This window comes from Microcoleus sp. N9_A2, from assembly GCF_036701775.1.
In the GTDB taxonomy this organism is placed as follows: domain Bacteria; phylum Cyanobacteriota; class Cyanobacteriia; order Cyanobacteriales; family Microcoleaceae; genus Microcoleus.
The window spans coordinates 1-15,146 of sequence record NZ_JAUBRH010000050.1 but is presented as its reverse complement, the minus strand read 5'-3'; the positions used below and the strand labels follow the sequence as shown (position 1 = coordinate 15,146).

Annotated in this window: 10 protein-coding genes; 6 read left to right on the top strand and 4 right to left on the bottom strand. The window is 48.1% G+C overall.

The window, feature by feature from the left end:
* Positions 1-289: 289 nt before the first annotated feature.
* Entirely contained in the window at positions 290-5,887 is a 5,598-nt protein-coding gene (locus tag QUA44_RS22995; protein ID WP_333309943.1) for a cadherin-like domain-containing protein, read from the bottom strand.
* A 1,421-nt stretch (positions 5,888-7,308) separates the two neighbouring features.
* On the opposite strand from QUA44_RS22995, the gene QUA44_RS22990 reads away from it, so the two are divergent.
* The 4 genes from QUA44_RS22990 (at position 7,309) to QUA44_RS22975 (ending at position 11,967) form a co-directional block, all read left to right on the top strand.
* Positions 7,309-7,563, top strand: a complete 255-nt coding sequence (locus QUA44_RS22990; RefSeq protein WP_333250716.1) for a hypothetical protein — start codon at positions 7,309-7,311, stop codon at positions 7,561-7,563.
* 4 nt (positions 7,564-7,567) lie between these two features.
* Entirely contained in the window at positions 7,568-9,268 is a 1,701-nt protein-coding gene (locus QUA44_RS22985) for a CHAT domain-containing protein (protein WP_333250718.1), read from the top strand.
* A gap of 1,706 nt (positions 9,269-10,974) precedes the next feature.
* Positions 10,975-11,385, top strand: coding sequence for an AbrB family transcriptional regulator (locus QUA44_RS22980; RefSeq protein ID WP_293126913.1), 411 nt, complete (start codon positions 10,975-10,977; stop codon positions 11,383-11,385).
* Between the two features lie 114 nt (positions 11,386-11,499).
* Positions 11,500-11,967 (top strand): regulatory protein RecX, encoded by a 468-nt coding sequence (locus QUA44_RS22975; RefSeq protein WP_333250720.1) that lies wholly within the window; start codon positions 11,500-11,502, stop codon positions 11,965-11,967.
* A gap of 101 nt (positions 11,968-12,068) precedes the next feature.
* Here the strand turns inward: QUA44_RS22975 and QUA44_RS22970 are convergent, their stop codons facing one another.
* The 3 genes from QUA44_RS22970 to QUA44_RS22960 form a co-directional block, all read right to left on the bottom strand.
* Positions 12,069-12,584, bottom strand: a complete 516-nt coding sequence (locus tag QUA44_RS22970) for a DUF4385 domain-containing protein (protein ID WP_333250721.1) — start codon at positions 12,582-12,584, stop codon at positions 12,069-12,071.
* On the bottom strand, positions 12,581-13,006 hold the full coding sequence (locus tag QUA44_RS22965; protein WP_333250723.1) for a DoxX family protein: 426 nt from the start codon (positions 13,004-13,006) through the stop codon (positions 12,581-12,583). The genes QUA44_RS22970 and QUA44_RS22965 overlap by 4 nt, the downstream gene beginning before the upstream one ends.
* Positions 13,007-13,297: 291 nt before the next feature.
* Positions 13,298-13,420: a hypothetical protein gene (locus QUA44_RS22960; RefSeq protein WP_333250726.1), complete on the bottom strand. Its 123-nt coding sequence runs from the start codon at positions 13,418-13,420 to the stop codon at positions 13,298-13,300.
* Between the two features lie 453 nt (positions 13,421-13,873).
* On the opposite strand from QUA44_RS22960, the gene QUA44_RS22955 reads away from it, so the two are divergent.
* Positions 13,874-14,365: a DUF4168 domain-containing protein gene (locus QUA44_RS22955; RefSeq protein WP_333250728.1), complete on the top strand. Its 492-nt coding sequence runs from the start codon at positions 13,874-13,876 to the stop codon at positions 14,363-14,365.
* Positions 14,366-14,626: 261 nt separating this feature from the next.
* A complete protein-coding gene (ureE, locus tag QUA44_RS22950; RefSeq protein WP_333250730.1) occupies positions 14,627-15,064 on the top strand; it encodes an urease accessory protein UreE in 438 nt (145 codons plus the stop codon).
* The last annotated feature ends 82 nt before the right edge of the window (positions 15,065-15,146 follow it).

The window sequence follows — 15,146 nt, the reverse complement described above, 5'->3', positions numbered from 1 at the left end:
TCCTCTGCGGTTTAATCATTCCGATACAACCGGAATCGATATAACGGGTAAAATCAACCGGATTGGATGCTGAAATTGCCCTCGCAAGTGCGATCGACTCCAACCATCGACAACAACGCAAAAGAGGACACGGCATTGCCATTTCCCTACCCAAAAAAGAGCGGCTAAATTGTTTAACAACTACCAAAAAAAAGGACACAGCATGGCTGTGTCCTTACCCGTATCTTGTAGGGACACAGCCATGCTGTGTCCCTAACCGTACCGATATCCCGATTAGGATTCTTGCCGTTTAGAACAAGAACAATTCAGAATTACCGGAAACTCCCAAATCGACATTGACAGTAGCAAACAAACTGTTGCCACCAACCGTAGAACCGTTGCTATCGTAATACAGTTTAGTAGACAAACCGTCGTAGATAGCCATGATGGACGGCCCAGTTAAAGTTGCTTCAAACACAGTTACATCAGACACTGTGCTGCTGTAAGCGTAGAAACTCGAACCCAAAGGCCCAGATCCGGTTGTAAAGGCTGCAAAACCAGTGCTGTCGAGGTTAATTACATCATCAACAATGCTGTAATCGGTAATGATATCGCCGCCGTCAGCAGTAGTTCCGCTGAACACAAACACATCCAAACCAGCACCACCGCTGAGAACATTGGTTCCCACACCACCGATTAAAGTGTCATTCCCGATGCCACCGTTGAGAGTATCGCTACCGCCACCGCCGAAGAGGCTGTCATTACCATCGTCGCCGGAAATGCTGTCGTTACCCAAACCGCCGTCGAAAATGTCGGCACCAGAACCGCCGCTGAGGATGTCAGCAAACTCAGTACCCGTGACGCTGTTAGCAGTCGCATCTCCGGTAAACAAGACAGGAGTGGTGAAGTTGTAACCGCCAACACCAGAACCGAAATTGTTAACTCCGCTCGTGTAAGTACCGGGATTAGTGATTAAATCCACAACGCTACCTGAGTTGGTAGTAGTACCAGCCACAGAAGGTGCGATCGTACCTGTAAATACAAAGTCCGCCGTTCCCAGATTGCTAGCAGCAGTACCCAGATTCGCAATGAAGGTAGAACCACCGGCTGCGGTACCGTTCGCGTCAAAATACAACTCAGTCTGGTTCGACGCATTCGTAAAGGCGAAGAAACCAGCAGTTGTAGAATTGCCCAGGGCTTTAGCTTGTGCAGCTTCCAAAGTGGCATAACTGCCGCCTGTGAAAATCACTAATTCTTTGCCAGTAATGTCAGGAGTTGAACCCGTAACACCGTCAAAGTTAGTCGTCGTCAAATTACCGAAAGCGCTCGCGGTAAACTGGAATTTGTCACTTCCAGACTTAAAGTCAATAATCGCATCACCGTCTTCGCCTGCTGCTTTGTAAACAAACAGATCCGCACCAGCACCGCCAGTGATCACATCTACACCAGAACCGCCGCTGAAGATGTCAGCAAACTCAGTACCAGTGACGCTGTTAGCTTTCGCATCTCCGGTAAACAAGACAGGAGAGGTGAAATTGTAACCGCCAACACCAGAACCGAAATTGTTAAAGTCGCTTGGGAAAGTGTTCCCAGCAGCAGTTAAATCGGCAACGCTACCTGAGTTGGTAGTAGTACCAGTAGGAGAAGAGGCGATCGTACCTGTAAATACAAAGTCCGCCGTTCCCAGATTGCTAGCAGCAGTACCCAGATTCGCAATGAAGGTAGAACCACCGGCTGCGGTACCGTTCGCGTCAAAATACAACTCAGTCTCGTTCGAGGCATTCGTAAATGCGAAGAAACCAGCAGTTGTAGAATTGCCTACGGCTGTAACTTGTGCAGCTTCCAGAGAGGCATAACTGCCGCCTGTGAAAATCACTAATTCTTTGCCAGTAATGTCAGGAGTTGAACCCGTAACACCGTCAAAGTTAGTCGTCGTCAAATTACCGAAAGCGCTCGCGGTAAACTGGAATTTGTCACTTCCAGAGGTAAAGTCAGTAATCGCATCACCGTCTTCGCCTGCTGCTTTGTAAACAAACAGATCCGCACCAGCACCGCCAGTGATCACATCTACACCAGAACCGCCGCTGAAGATGTCAGCAAACTCAGTACCAGTGACGCTGTTAGCTTTCGCATCTCCGGTAAACAAGACAGGAGAGGTGAAATTGTAACCGCCAACACCAGAACCGAAATTGTTAAAGTCGCTTGGGAAAGTGTTCCCAGCAGCAGTTAAATCGGCAACGCTACCTGAGTTGGTAGTAGTACCAGTAGGAGAAGAGGCGATCGTACCTGTAAATACAAAGTCCGCCGTTCCCAGATTGCTAGCAGCAGTACCCAGATTCGCAATGAAGGTAGAACCACCGGCTGCGGTACCGTTCGCGTCAAAATACAACTCAGTCTCGTTCGAGGCATTCGTAAATGCGAAGAAACCAGCAGTTGTAGAATTGCCCACGGCTGTAGCTTGTGCAGCTTCCAAAGAGGCATAACTACCACCCGTGAAAATCACCAACTCTTTGCCAGTAATGTCAGGAGAAACCCCGCTAACACCGTCAAAGTTAGTCGTAGTCAAATTGCCGAAAGCGCTCGCGCTAAACTCGAATTTGTCTACCCCAACAGTAAAGTCGGAAATTTTATCGCCGCCTTCTTTAGTTGTCCTGTAAACAAACAGATCCGCACCACTGCCACCGCTTATGACATCCAAACCAAGGCCGCCGGTGATGGTATCGTTGCCGTCGCCGCCCTTGAGGCTATCGTTAAAGTTGCTGCCGACAATGTTGTCATCGCCTGCTAAACCATCGAAATTAACTGCAGCCGGATAAGTGCCGAAATCGAAATTGTCAGGGCCAGCAGTACCGACAGGAATATTTAGTGGCGTGCCGGTGAAGACAAAGTTACTGATTTGCAGGCGAATGTCTACTGAGAAACTGGTCAGAACTTCAAAGCGCGCCCCAACAGCAAATACCAGTACAGCACGGCCGGTAGTGGCATCTGTAAACTGACAGAAAGTAGGCGCGTCTGAGTTGCCGCCCAAAGCTACAAACCGTGCTTGCAAAGTCGCGATGCTGTTAACAGTGATATCAGCACTGAAGTCGAGCAAATTAGAGCTGCCGATAGAACCAACAGCAGAAGTAGCAGTAATCTCCAGTCGGGTCAAACTAGAAACGCTGAGATTAGCAAAAGCTGCCGTAGAAAGCTCTAAAACATCGTCAGTGACACTAAAATCAGTAATGAAGTCAGCTTCTACAACTGTTTGAATGTCTTGGCGGGAAGTCCGGTAAATAAAGCGATCCTTTCCAGCACCCCCAATTAGAGTATTGGTTCCTAGGCCGCCGTCGATCTCGTCATCATCATCGCCGCCTTGAATTTTGTCGTTGCCAAAGCCTCCTTTTAGTGTGTTTTTGCCTTTACCACCGTCGATATCGTCATCGTCATCGCCGCCGTCGATATCGTCATCGTCATCGCCGGCTTTAACTTTGTCCTTGCCTTTGCCTGCTTTGATTTTGTTTTTGCCTTTACCGACTTCGATATCGTCATCGTCATCGCCGCCGTCGATATCGTTATCGCCATCGCCGGCTTTAATTTTGTCCTTGCCCAAACCGCCGATGATTTTGTTTTTGCCTAGGCTAACTTCGATATCATCATCGTCATCGCCGCCGTCGATATCGTTATCGCCATCGCCGGCTTTAATTTTGTCCTTGCCCAAACCGCCGATGATTTTGTTTTTGCCTAGGCTAACTTCGATATCATCGTCGTCATCGCCGCCGTCGATATCGTTATCGCCATCGCCGCCTTTAATTTTGTCCTTGCCTTTGCCGCCGATGATTTTGTCTTTGCCTGTGCCGGCTGTAATGTCATCGTCACCATCGCTGCCTTCGATGTCGTTATCCAGCGTCGCAGAACCGACAATAACTTGAGGTGCTGTAGTGCCACCAAACTTAAAGGAATCTTGCTCGATGTTCAAGCTAAAACGCTGGCCCGTGAGAGCTCTTTTGCCGTTGCTAACTTCAAAACCAAAACTAAGCGCACCGATAAAACCTACTGTCGCTTTGAAACTTAACGAGCCTGCGTTAATGTCTGCTTGAGAGAAGGTAAAACCGACTTGTGTTACAGCGACTCCCTTAAAGAATAGTTGGCCGGTTGTAGTAGCATCGGGCAGCTCGGTTAGCTTGAAGACTGTGCCGCTAGGACCTTGCTCGTCATCGACAAACCGCAACAAATCAGAAGTAATAGTTTGCTCGCCGCCGCTGGAACCAGCAGTCAAGCTCTTATTAGCTTCCACTTTCGGAGGGTTGAAAATCGGGTTCGGAGTTGGAGTTTGAGTTTGAGTTTGAGTTGGACTTAGAGTTGGAGTTTGAGGATCAACTCCCAAAAAGTCCCCAGCATCGATCAGCGTTGCGTTGACATTCAACAAGAGCGCCAGCGCGAAGTTATTGACCCGAATTTCGGTATTGCCACCGACTTGTATAAACGTCAAGCTGCTAAAGTTCAATTCGGCAAACAACAGAAACTTGTCTTTGCCGTCTTCGTAGTCAGTGATGACTGCACTTGCCCCAGAGCTACTGTTACTCATGCCATAAACGTCATCTCCAGCACCGCCTACACAGGTATGGTTGCCAGTACCGCCCATCAGCGTATCGTTGCCGTCGCCGCCCATCAGCGTATCGTTGCCGTCGCCGCCGCCGCTAACGCTGTCGTTGCCGTCGCCGCCGTTGGCCATGTCATTGCCGTCGCCAGTAACGAGGGTATCGTTGCCGGCACCGCCCATCACGCTGTCGTCGCCGGCACCGCCCATCACGCTGTCGTCGCCCTCGTCGCCTGCACAGTTGTCGCTGCCGTCGCCGCCCATCACGGTATCGTTACCGGCACCGCCCATCACGCTGTCGTCGCCCTCGTCGCCTGCACAGTTGTCGCTGCCGTCGCCGCCCATCACGGTATCATTACCGGCACCGCCGCTAACGCTGTCGTCGCCGTCGTCACCTGCACAGTTGTCGCTGCCGTCGCCGCCCATCACGGTATCGTTACCGATGCCGCCATTTACGGTATCGTTGCCGTCGTCGCCTGCACAGTTGTCGCTGTCGGCACCGCCGCTCACGGTATCGTTATCTTTGCCGCCATTTACGGTATCGTTGCCGTCGCCACCGCTAACGTTGTCGTTGCCTGTGTCGCCTCTGACGGCATCGTTGCCTTCGCCGCCCTCGCAATCGTCGTTGTCTTTGCCACCGTAGATGCTATCGTTGCCGGCGCCGCCGTCAACGTCATCATCTCCTTCGTTGCCGTGGGCCCAGTCATCGCCGTCATCGCCTTCGCAGGTGTCGTTGCCGGTACCGCCCATCACGGTATCGTTGTCTTTACCGCCGTTAAGCTTGTCGTTGCCTTTGCCGCCCTTAACGTTGTCTTTATCGCGATCGCCTCTTATTTCATCGTCGTCATCGCCGCCTTCGCAATCGTCGTCACCTTTACCACCGTAGATTTTATTTTTTTTGCCACGGTTTCCTTTGATTTTGTCCTTGCCTTTTTTGCCGTATATCTCCTCGTTAGCGCCCGTGGCGACAATTACGTCATCGTCATCAGTACCGAAGAGAGTTCGGCGGCGATCGATGCCGTTGCCATCATCGTCTAAGTTATCGTCATCTTTGTTGTCGCCTGCACCTTCTTCTACTACGCCGTTAAATTCCGCAATTTGGCTGTTATCAGCAGCACCTGTTTCGGATGCACCGTTAGACTGCTCGGGAAATTGGTCCTTAACGCCGTCGGGGTTTTCGGCGAGTGCTTGCTCAATTAACTTGGCTAACTCCTCATCGGAAAGTGCAGGCCTGTTGTTGCCTAAACCCCCGACAGGATTTTGTGTTTCATCTTGAACTCGAAAAAGTGTTCCCTGTCCTTCTTCTAACAACATTGTTTCTGGTTCCATCGTTGATATTTCCCAAAAAATGGTAAGCTTCTTAGAATCAATTTATCAGCAAACAGGAGGCTGCAGAAGAATTTTTTTTAACTTCATGTTTTCGCCTGCTAGAGGAGCTGGTCTCCTTATCTTTGCTATTATAGATGCCACTTAAACTGCAAGGTTTTTTTTTCGCTCTGTTGCGAGCTTTATATTCTGCAATTGCGTACCAAAATTAATTGATCCGCAACCTACACTGTAAGTGCTGCGCCGAAGCGCCGAGCATTTAGGATGTTCTCGGTAATTTCTACAGTAAGCTGCGCCGAAGGGCCTCTGATTGTAGATTTTCTACGTAATTTCTACAGTGAATTAGCTGAATTTAAACTCGCAACTGACAACTCCTAAATAACTACCCAAAACCTGTATCCCCCAAATTTTACCCTTGCTTTTTTTCCGATCTCGGCTGGGTGTATTGAAGTTCTGTAACACTCCCAGCTTTGACAAATCCTTCCCTGACTTAGGATTTGAATCTCTTGACTAAACGACTGCACGCTTCTAATTTTAGTTCCCGATGAGTAATTAGAAATTTAGATAATTCACTCGGGCAAATATTTGTTCTAATTTTTAGTTGCACAATTTTTTCTCGATTCGAGGAAACCTCGCCAACTGAGAAAAAGTTTTTTTTTCGGCTCAATACTCAGAGTTCGGCCAAAATATATCTATCTTAAGACGGATTGCAATATTTACAATAAAATAGTATAAACGCAGAATTCGTTTTTGGTGATAGTTGCAAGCTCGATCGGCATTTTGAGCGGGAATAACCCACGGCGAGGCTGCGAAACTCTATTGTTTTGTAGAAGCTTCGCTACCAAATCCAATAATTCTCGGAGAAACCGGCCTGATGAGGCGTAATCCTCTAGATGCCAAAAATGATGGTTGCTTGAGAGTACCGGAATAATTTGATTGCCGTTGTATTGTTGAGAGTTCTTGGCTACTTAGGTTTATTTTTGCTGCTTAACTTTAACTAGATTAAGAGAGTTAAATTAAAAGTTTTCTATATCATAAAAGCGGTAAATTAGCAATCAGTTATTAGCAATTATCGATGGTCAACTATGGATTACCGATCGCCACTGAGGTCTTAAGGATGAGGGCGGAGGGCTTACGGATGAGAACCCAGGGCTGACCAATTAATTAATTGACACAAAATCAAGATTTCAGATGGGGGGTTGGTGGTAGAGGATAAGCGGTGAAGACCGATCGACCGCTCGCCAAAAAAAATAAAATACTCAACTTTCCCTGCGATATTGCCCTGAAACCGGTTGGCGAGAGCAGAAGTAATTTTAATAAGAACTAGAGATCCGCCTGGTAAAGTGCCTCCAATTTAACTTTACTCAGCAATGAGAAACTCAAGTTCACGACGAATCTAAAGGGGTCTGCGGTAGAGGTGCAAAATGTTAAAGATAGCAAGATTGGAGAAAATTCGGCTTTCACCGAGCCACAGGGCAATCAAAACTAATAAACTGTTATTAAAGTACAACTTTTATATCCTCAAAGTGTTTGAACAAATATATATGACCCTAGCGATCGCCCGATCGGGGGAAGCGCATTCAGAAACTTTGATTGGAAGAGTAAAAATTATTTTGCCGATCGCTATTGCTAGCCGCAAAAACGCAGGCAAATTCAGAATTAAGGCGGGAGGGCGCTAAACCGGTGAGCCAGGAATTTCAACTCTCAGTCACCCCTGTTGGGGACGACGAATATCTAGTGAGGACAGAAAGGGTTGCACCCGGTGTACCCTTAGCCGAAGAACAAGTCCGCTGGCCGATCGACGAATGGCTTGCACTGTCTGCTCAACTGATGAACGACCCGCTGGTGGGCTTGCTCCAGGGAAAAGCAGTACAGGGAAACAATTTTGCTGGTCGCGGCCTCTCCCGTTCGGGAAACAACTCAGCGCCGAATTTAGTAGCCCTGGGGCAACAATTATACAGCGGGTTGTTTCAAGGAAACTTGCGCGATAGCTGGACTTGCGCTCAAGGCATCGCCCAGCACCGCCGAGAAGTGCTGCAACTGCGACTCGGACTCAAAGGCCGGCGCTTGCCGCGGCTGCCGTGGGAAGTTCTGCACGCCGGCGATCGCCCTTTGGCAACCGGCACCGATGTCGTGTTTTCCCGCTACCAACCAGGTACAAGTTTGTTCAAACAAACCCGGATACTGCCTAGCAGCGGGCCACTAAAAATTTTAATGGCGATCGCCTCTCCGAGCGATCGAGACAGCTTGCAGCTCAAGCGAGAAGTGCTCCACCTGCAACAAGAACTCCAAAACCGCACCGCTAATCCTCTCAAAAACAGCCCCCATTCCCCGGAAATTCAACTGACTATTCTCGAACAGCCCGATCGAGAACAACTTACCCAAGCCCTAGAACAAGGGCACTACCAAGTCCTGCACTACGCAGGCCACAGCAACTTAGGTTCCAGAGGTGGCGAACTCTACCTAGTCAGCAGCCGCACCGGCTTAACCGAAACCCTCAGTGGCGACGACTTAGCTGGATTGCTTGTTAACAACGGCATTCAGATGGCCGTGTTCAACTCCTGCCGCGGCGCCTACGGCGACCCCTCAGACCTCGCGGACGACAGCCCGGAACGAAACTTAACCGAAGCTCTAGTGAAGCGGGGCATTCCGGCAGTGCTAGCAATGGCAGAAAGCATCCCCGACGATGTAGCGCTAACTCTGACGCGGTTGTTTTACCGCAACCTCAATCAAGGCTATCCAGTCGATCTCAGCCTGAGCCGGGCCAGAGCTGGGTTAATTTCTGCCTACGGTTCTCACCAGCTATACTGGGCTTTACCGATTCTCTACCAGCACCCGGACTTTGACGGCTATTTGACCGGGGGCCCAGCCCACAGCGCGACATCCGGTTCTATGGTGCACATAATCGCGTCGGGAACGCAACCGGCGCTCGTGGGTACAGAATGGAAGGCCCCGTCTTCGGTTTCGGCGATCGCCCAATACCCGCCAATGCCAGCCAATCGATCGCATGAGTCAGACAGTTCTGACGGCGAAGTCTGGGAATACTTTCCCGAGCAATTAAAAGATCGTAGGGATTGGGTTCACCAGAACGATCGAGCCGATGCTACTAATTCACCGAACTCACCGACGGCTTCGCAGTCCTCTATTCCTAATTCTGAGTGTTCGGCGCTCCAAGCAACTCGCGCGGCTGCACCGACTCAAAAACCGTTAAAAAAACCGGGCTTGAAAAAATCTGTGGCCCTGATGCTTTGCTTATTGCCCGTTGCTTTGAGTGCTGGCTTTTTTGGGTGGCGGTACTCGCACCAGCGAGGTACGAAACCTGAAGAGTTACTGCCGGCGGTACGGACTCCCCTGTCGCAAAATTACCTGCAACAACGTCACTAAAAGCGATCGCCCACTGCGATGCTGAATTTAGACCCTCTTGGCCTGGCTCCAAACTGGGTGTGGTTTTTGGTGGCCATTCGCGATCGGGTGCCGCTGGCAAAGTGATCAACAGTATGCCGCTCGATCGAATCTCGGACTTACGTTCATCAAGCCGGTTTTTACCGAAAATAAGCAGCTTCATATAGAATTCGTCAGTCGATTGTAGATTTTAGACCAATACGGTTTACTTAAGGCTTTTTGACGAATTTCTTAAGTCAACCATATTGCGGTAGGGGCGGGTTGGGCGAGCGAATTTATGAAATAATTGACTGTATCAAGGCAAAACCCGCCTCTTAAGTAAACCGTATTGGATTTTAGACTTCGGCTTGAACCCCGAGTCGAACGATTTGAGATTTGAGATTTACTCCACAGATAAATCTGGAAACTGGAACAAAACTCTAAAATTTTGATCTCTCCACGACAGGAGTCGGTGGCTTGGATGCGTTTTTGGGCGGGCTGATTCGGCAGCAGGAGCATTCGTCATTCGGCACAAGACAATAAAAGCCAGAGTTGCAACAATTAAGAACGTCCTCACCGTCAGTGCGGTTGGTATATCTCACAAAAATTAATTATGGAAGCGGCTGTGAGTTTGACGTGCCCCTCCAGTTGGTGCATAAATTTTGAGAGTATGGCAGTTTACAGGCCACGAGTGGAAACCCATACATTTCCATCGAAACTCCATGTCGGGAACCGCTGCTAATTTGTAGTGCATCAAACATTTAAGCGGTTGTGCATTTAACTCGGTCTTTTTCAATTCCCCTGTGGAAATAACCTCAAATTCTCTGGCTTGGAGCCGGAGGAGGAAGATTTTCCCGAGTTACGCCTAGACATCTACTGATTCCTGGCGAAGTGTTAAGAGTCGCGAAGCAATCTCGCCCGATCAAAACTATTCCCCTCTTAGTGGCTGCCCGATGTTTCTGCCGCCGCGCCCATTAAGTCGGGTTTTAGCTTAAACCCGTTCAACGAAGAGGTGAAATTTCCTTCAATTTTTACCGGATTGCCTTCCCCAGACTGCGTTCTGTGGAAGTTATATGCCCAACACCTTAATAGAAGATTGCTCGTTGGTATTTAGGGTTTTGAGGGGATTTCCCGCCCGAAAAATAGGGTTTATACCGTTTGAGATTTGAGATTTGAGATTTGAGATTGAAGAATTGGGAATGACTTATTCCATAAGGGTTTGGAGCACGGCCCTACAGTTGGATTATTTTTGTAAACTGGTTTTGCAAGTAGCTGGCAGGGGCATAGAGAACAAGTGCTGCCTCCCCTTGTTGAGTAAAAAGTTAACCCCGGCCAGTAAATGCTTTTGGCAGATTTGCAGCGGCCGCACTCTAGGTATTTCGATTCATGGCTGTCTTGTTTTTACCTTGACCACAGACTTGATCGGGGATTGGTGAATGCAGGGAACAGACTTTACTGTAAAAAAGTAAAGCATTTAATTTGCCACAATAATTCCCCGCGCGATCGCAAGAGAGGCTTACGCAAGCATTTGGGCCGCAAGCGGCAAATTGATCGCCCTTCGAGCATCCTTACTTGCACCCCCGGTCTTGAGGCCGCAGAAATTTATCCAGAATCTTAATATTCAGAATTATTAGTATTGACAGTGAAACAAAGTTAATCTAATGTGTTGTAATTGATATAAGTAAAGTCCAATAAGCGAGGTACGGTCAATGGCAGAAACAGCTACAGCACCCTTAACAGGAAAAGGTCTGCTTCAAAAAATCAAAGGCAGTGATTTGCCGCGCAGAGAACTTGCAAAGCTTTGCGGCTACTTCACGGTCAGCAAAAGTGGAGAAACCCGGATTAATCTGGCTGAGTTTTACGATGCAGTGTTAGCTGCTAAGGGCATTGAGCTTGAGAAGTCGAAAGCAGACGGACGCGGACGAGAAGCGAGTTATCGAGCTAGCGTTCACAAGAATGGTTCGATCGTGATCGGGGCAAATTATACCCAAGAAATGGGATTAAAGCCGGGAGACGAGTTTGAAATTAAGCTAGGATACAAGCACATTCGCTTGATTCAGATCGATGTGGACAGACCGGATGTGGAAGTGGATGATGAAGAGGAGGATACAGAAGAATAGAGGCGATTCCCTGCGGGATAGCTTCGCTTCACGCGATGCAGTCAGCCGATAGCAAGGCGGCTGGATTTGGCATTCGCTACACGAGTATTTGCGCGCCACCCTTCGATTTAACTGATGAGCTGTCTTGACTATTTCTATTTTCTCTTGTCCCGCAAAGACTACAGTGCCTCTGAACTTCGCAAAAAGGGGCAAGAGAAAGGTTTTGGCAATGAGGAAATATTGGAGGCGATCGCGCAAATTCAAGACCGCGGCTATCAGTCCGACACTCGCTTGGTGGCAAACTCGATCGCCTCTTCAGCAGGCAAATACGGGAAGTCTGCCATCAAGCGCAAGTGCCTGCAAAAAGGAATTACCAACGATTTGTTCGAGCAAGTCTGGGAAGAAGAAATTCCCGAAAATCAGGACTCCGAAGCAGAAAAACTGGCTGAATTAAAAGCCAAAGTCATGCGAAAATACAAGATCGATACTTGGGGTAAAGCAGATCCGAAAACCAAGGGTAAAGTCTTGAATTACCTGCAATACAGGGGCTTTAATGCCTTTGAAATTTGGCGACAGTGGCAAACAGAAGAAGATGACGAGTAAATATTAGGGCTAAGCGAATAGATGCGGCCCAGATAGGCAAGCACAACTGCAATGCTGCCGACGGGGCTAAAGTGTAAGTTCTAAGTTTTTGTAAATGTATGTCAATCCTCAGCGTTGACTAAATAAGATTCGTACATCTGCCGATGTCTGGCTAAAAGCTCGAGATATTTCTCGTTGATTTTGGCCAGCATCCATTTTTCTTGAAAAATGGCGGCGGATTCTGCTTTCACCGGATCTGCTTCTAGCGGTAAAATATCTTTGCGAGCTGCGGTTTGCTCTGCAACAGACTCCATTTTCTGAGGGTTGTGCTGGTATTTTCTACCGCTTTTGTGGTTGGCGTAGCGGCGCGATCGAGTATACCCCATTTGCAAGAACTTGCGCGCCATGTCCGCTCCCACAAAATCTTCGCGATCGAGATACTCTAAAAATAACGAGTAAATTTTGCTGCTGGACTCCCTGGCAATTTCAGGAGTCTTAAATCTCCAGAAAGGCAGAATTTCTCCTTTGTAAGGTTCCACCAACAGCACTCCTTGTTCTCCTTTCCCTACGCAATAAAGTTCCGGGTGCTGTCGAAAGTCGGTGTTCTTAAAATCCAAAGAGTAGTCGAATTGCTTCATGGGGCGTTTTTTGTCGTATCTGGGATTAGAGAAGCCCGTGGTTTACCTTCGTCTGGTTTGGTATAAACCCAGGCCCAAGCAATCAAAACGGCTTGAAAAGGCAGCCTGAACCAATACACTAATGGGTTGTGGGGAATCCCTTCTATCGGAATGCTGTTGACGGCTTGATTGATATTAGCTGGAAACACGGCAATAAACAGGGCAATTAACCCCCACGCCGCCGCCCTGCTGACGGGCGGAACTAACAGCCCAATCCCCCCCAAAATCTCGAAAAAACCGCTGATATAAACCAATGCTTCCGGGTAAGGAAGCTGGGGCGGCATGATTCTGATAAAAGGTGCGGGCACTGCAAAGTGCAGCACGCCTACAATACTGATAGCTACTGCGAGAATAACTCGCCAAATTTCTTTTTGACTTTTCATGGGCAATGGGTAATTAATAATTGTTAAGTTGCTGGGATAATGCTTGCAAAAAATCGCTATTCGCGATCGAGATGACAAGAAAACTGAGGCCCAAAAATTCCAGCTTTCCGGGTTTGTCTGCTCTTGCTGGTGGCTGTAACGATTTTATTTCGTAGAAAAACCAGGTTTCTGGGTAACTCCCAGACAAGTTTTGGCAGCCCCAAACAGGAGGAAGCGAGAACTGGAATCGAAGGCCTGCGCGTTGACTGCCGAAAACAGATAGGGCGCATTTTGATAACAAGATTTTAATGTCTAGTTCCCCGTTGCTGCCTCTATCTTCCGGTAGTAAAACCTGATTTTTGTTCCGGCTCTGGCTCCGTCAGCAGCCAAACCTGGGGGATTTTCTCGATCGACAAATGCGCCACCGCTTAACATTAAATAAATCCTCGCGGGAATTGATGAGTGCGATTACGGCTAAATTTGACGCCTTGCAGGCGATTCCCGATCCTTCACCAAAGGCAAACGCATTCGGGATAGCATCGCTCCCGCCTATCTTGATTAGACTCAATAATGCGAGTAATTTGTCAATAACTTTTAGAATTATTTAATATTTGCGCTTTGAGAATTATTGGGAGAGGCAATTCGGGAACACTCTGTAATTAAAATTAATATCTAAAGTTTGAATTTTGTCAACTTCCGACAGATGTTATAATGAATGATTATTGAATTTGCTAAAAAGTCGATCGTCATAGCAACTCGCCAACCATCCTGCTGGAATTCAAAATAGTCACCAACGGCAGGAACTTTTTACCCACCACATTATTCAAAAAGATTGAGCCTCCCAGCGCTGTGTCATTTTTATCTACACGCAAGCAATCACCGACCACCATGAACACCTTAACCAACACCTCTAAATTTCGCCTAAACCGGATACTGCGACAATCCCTATTCACAGGCATCATTTCTGCTGCAGCTTTGGCTAGCGGATGGGCGCCCGGTTTGTACGGACAATCCCCAAGCCTCGTTTTCGGAGCAGCAGTCCAAGCTCAAGAAATTAGCAACGAGGAAATTACTAGCTACGCTCGCGCTGTGTTGGCAATAGAACCAAGACGGGTGGAAGCTTATAACGAAATTAAAGGAATGGCTGGAGGCTCTGTCCCCAGAGTAGTGTGCAACGAAACTCAGGAAATTAATAGGCTGTCGGGAGGTGTCCGCGGCATCGCGGTGAATTACTGCCAACAAGCTAAAAAAGTTATCGAAACCAATGGTTTGACAGTTAGTCGCTTCAACCAGCTCACTTTGCTCCAGCAAGCGAATCCGAAAGTCAAACAGCAAATTCAAGCTGAGCTGCTGCGACTGCAACAAGCAGGCAATCAATAAAATCGATGCGTTTGAGTCTTTCTTCCTCTCCCGTTCTATTGTTTGAGTTACTGGACGGCATGCAATCATTTTTGAGAAAATGGTGATCGTCTGTAAAGAAGTGCTTGACAAAATAACCTAAATATGGTATGCAAACAAGAACGGGAGCGGTTCAGAGAGATGACAATTTGGCAACTCGCTGTCAATCGCAATTAGAAATAAAAAATATCTTCCTCAAAAACTAGATGTGAAGTCAATTCCTTTGAGGAATAGAATAGACAAATGCTAACTTTCACAAAACATTTGCCTGGAAATCCCGATGCTGTTGTCAACTTTAGTTTACCGATGACAGCGGACGATCGCACTCGCAGCCGCCACCAATTCGCGACAGATAGCGGAGAAGTGCTAAACTTGCGTTTGCCTAGAGGTACGGTATTGCGCGATCGAGATTTATTGCAGTCGGAAGACGGTAGCTGTTTGGTACAGGTAAGTGCAAAACCCGAACCGGTAATCACAGCGCGAGCCTCGACTAAGCTGCTACTGCTGCGGGCGGCTTATCATTTAGGAAACCGTCACGTAGCTTTAGAAGTTACCGATAATTATTTAAGGCTTTCTCCCGACTCTGTTTTGCAGGGAATGCTCGAAAAAATGGGTTTGGAAGTTATAGAAGAAATTGTACCGTTTCAGCCGGAAACGGGCGCTTACGGCCACAGCCATTAGGTATTGGGAATGGGGAATGGGGAATGGGGAATGGGGAATGGGGAATGGGGAATGGGGAATGGGGAATGGGGAATGGGGAATG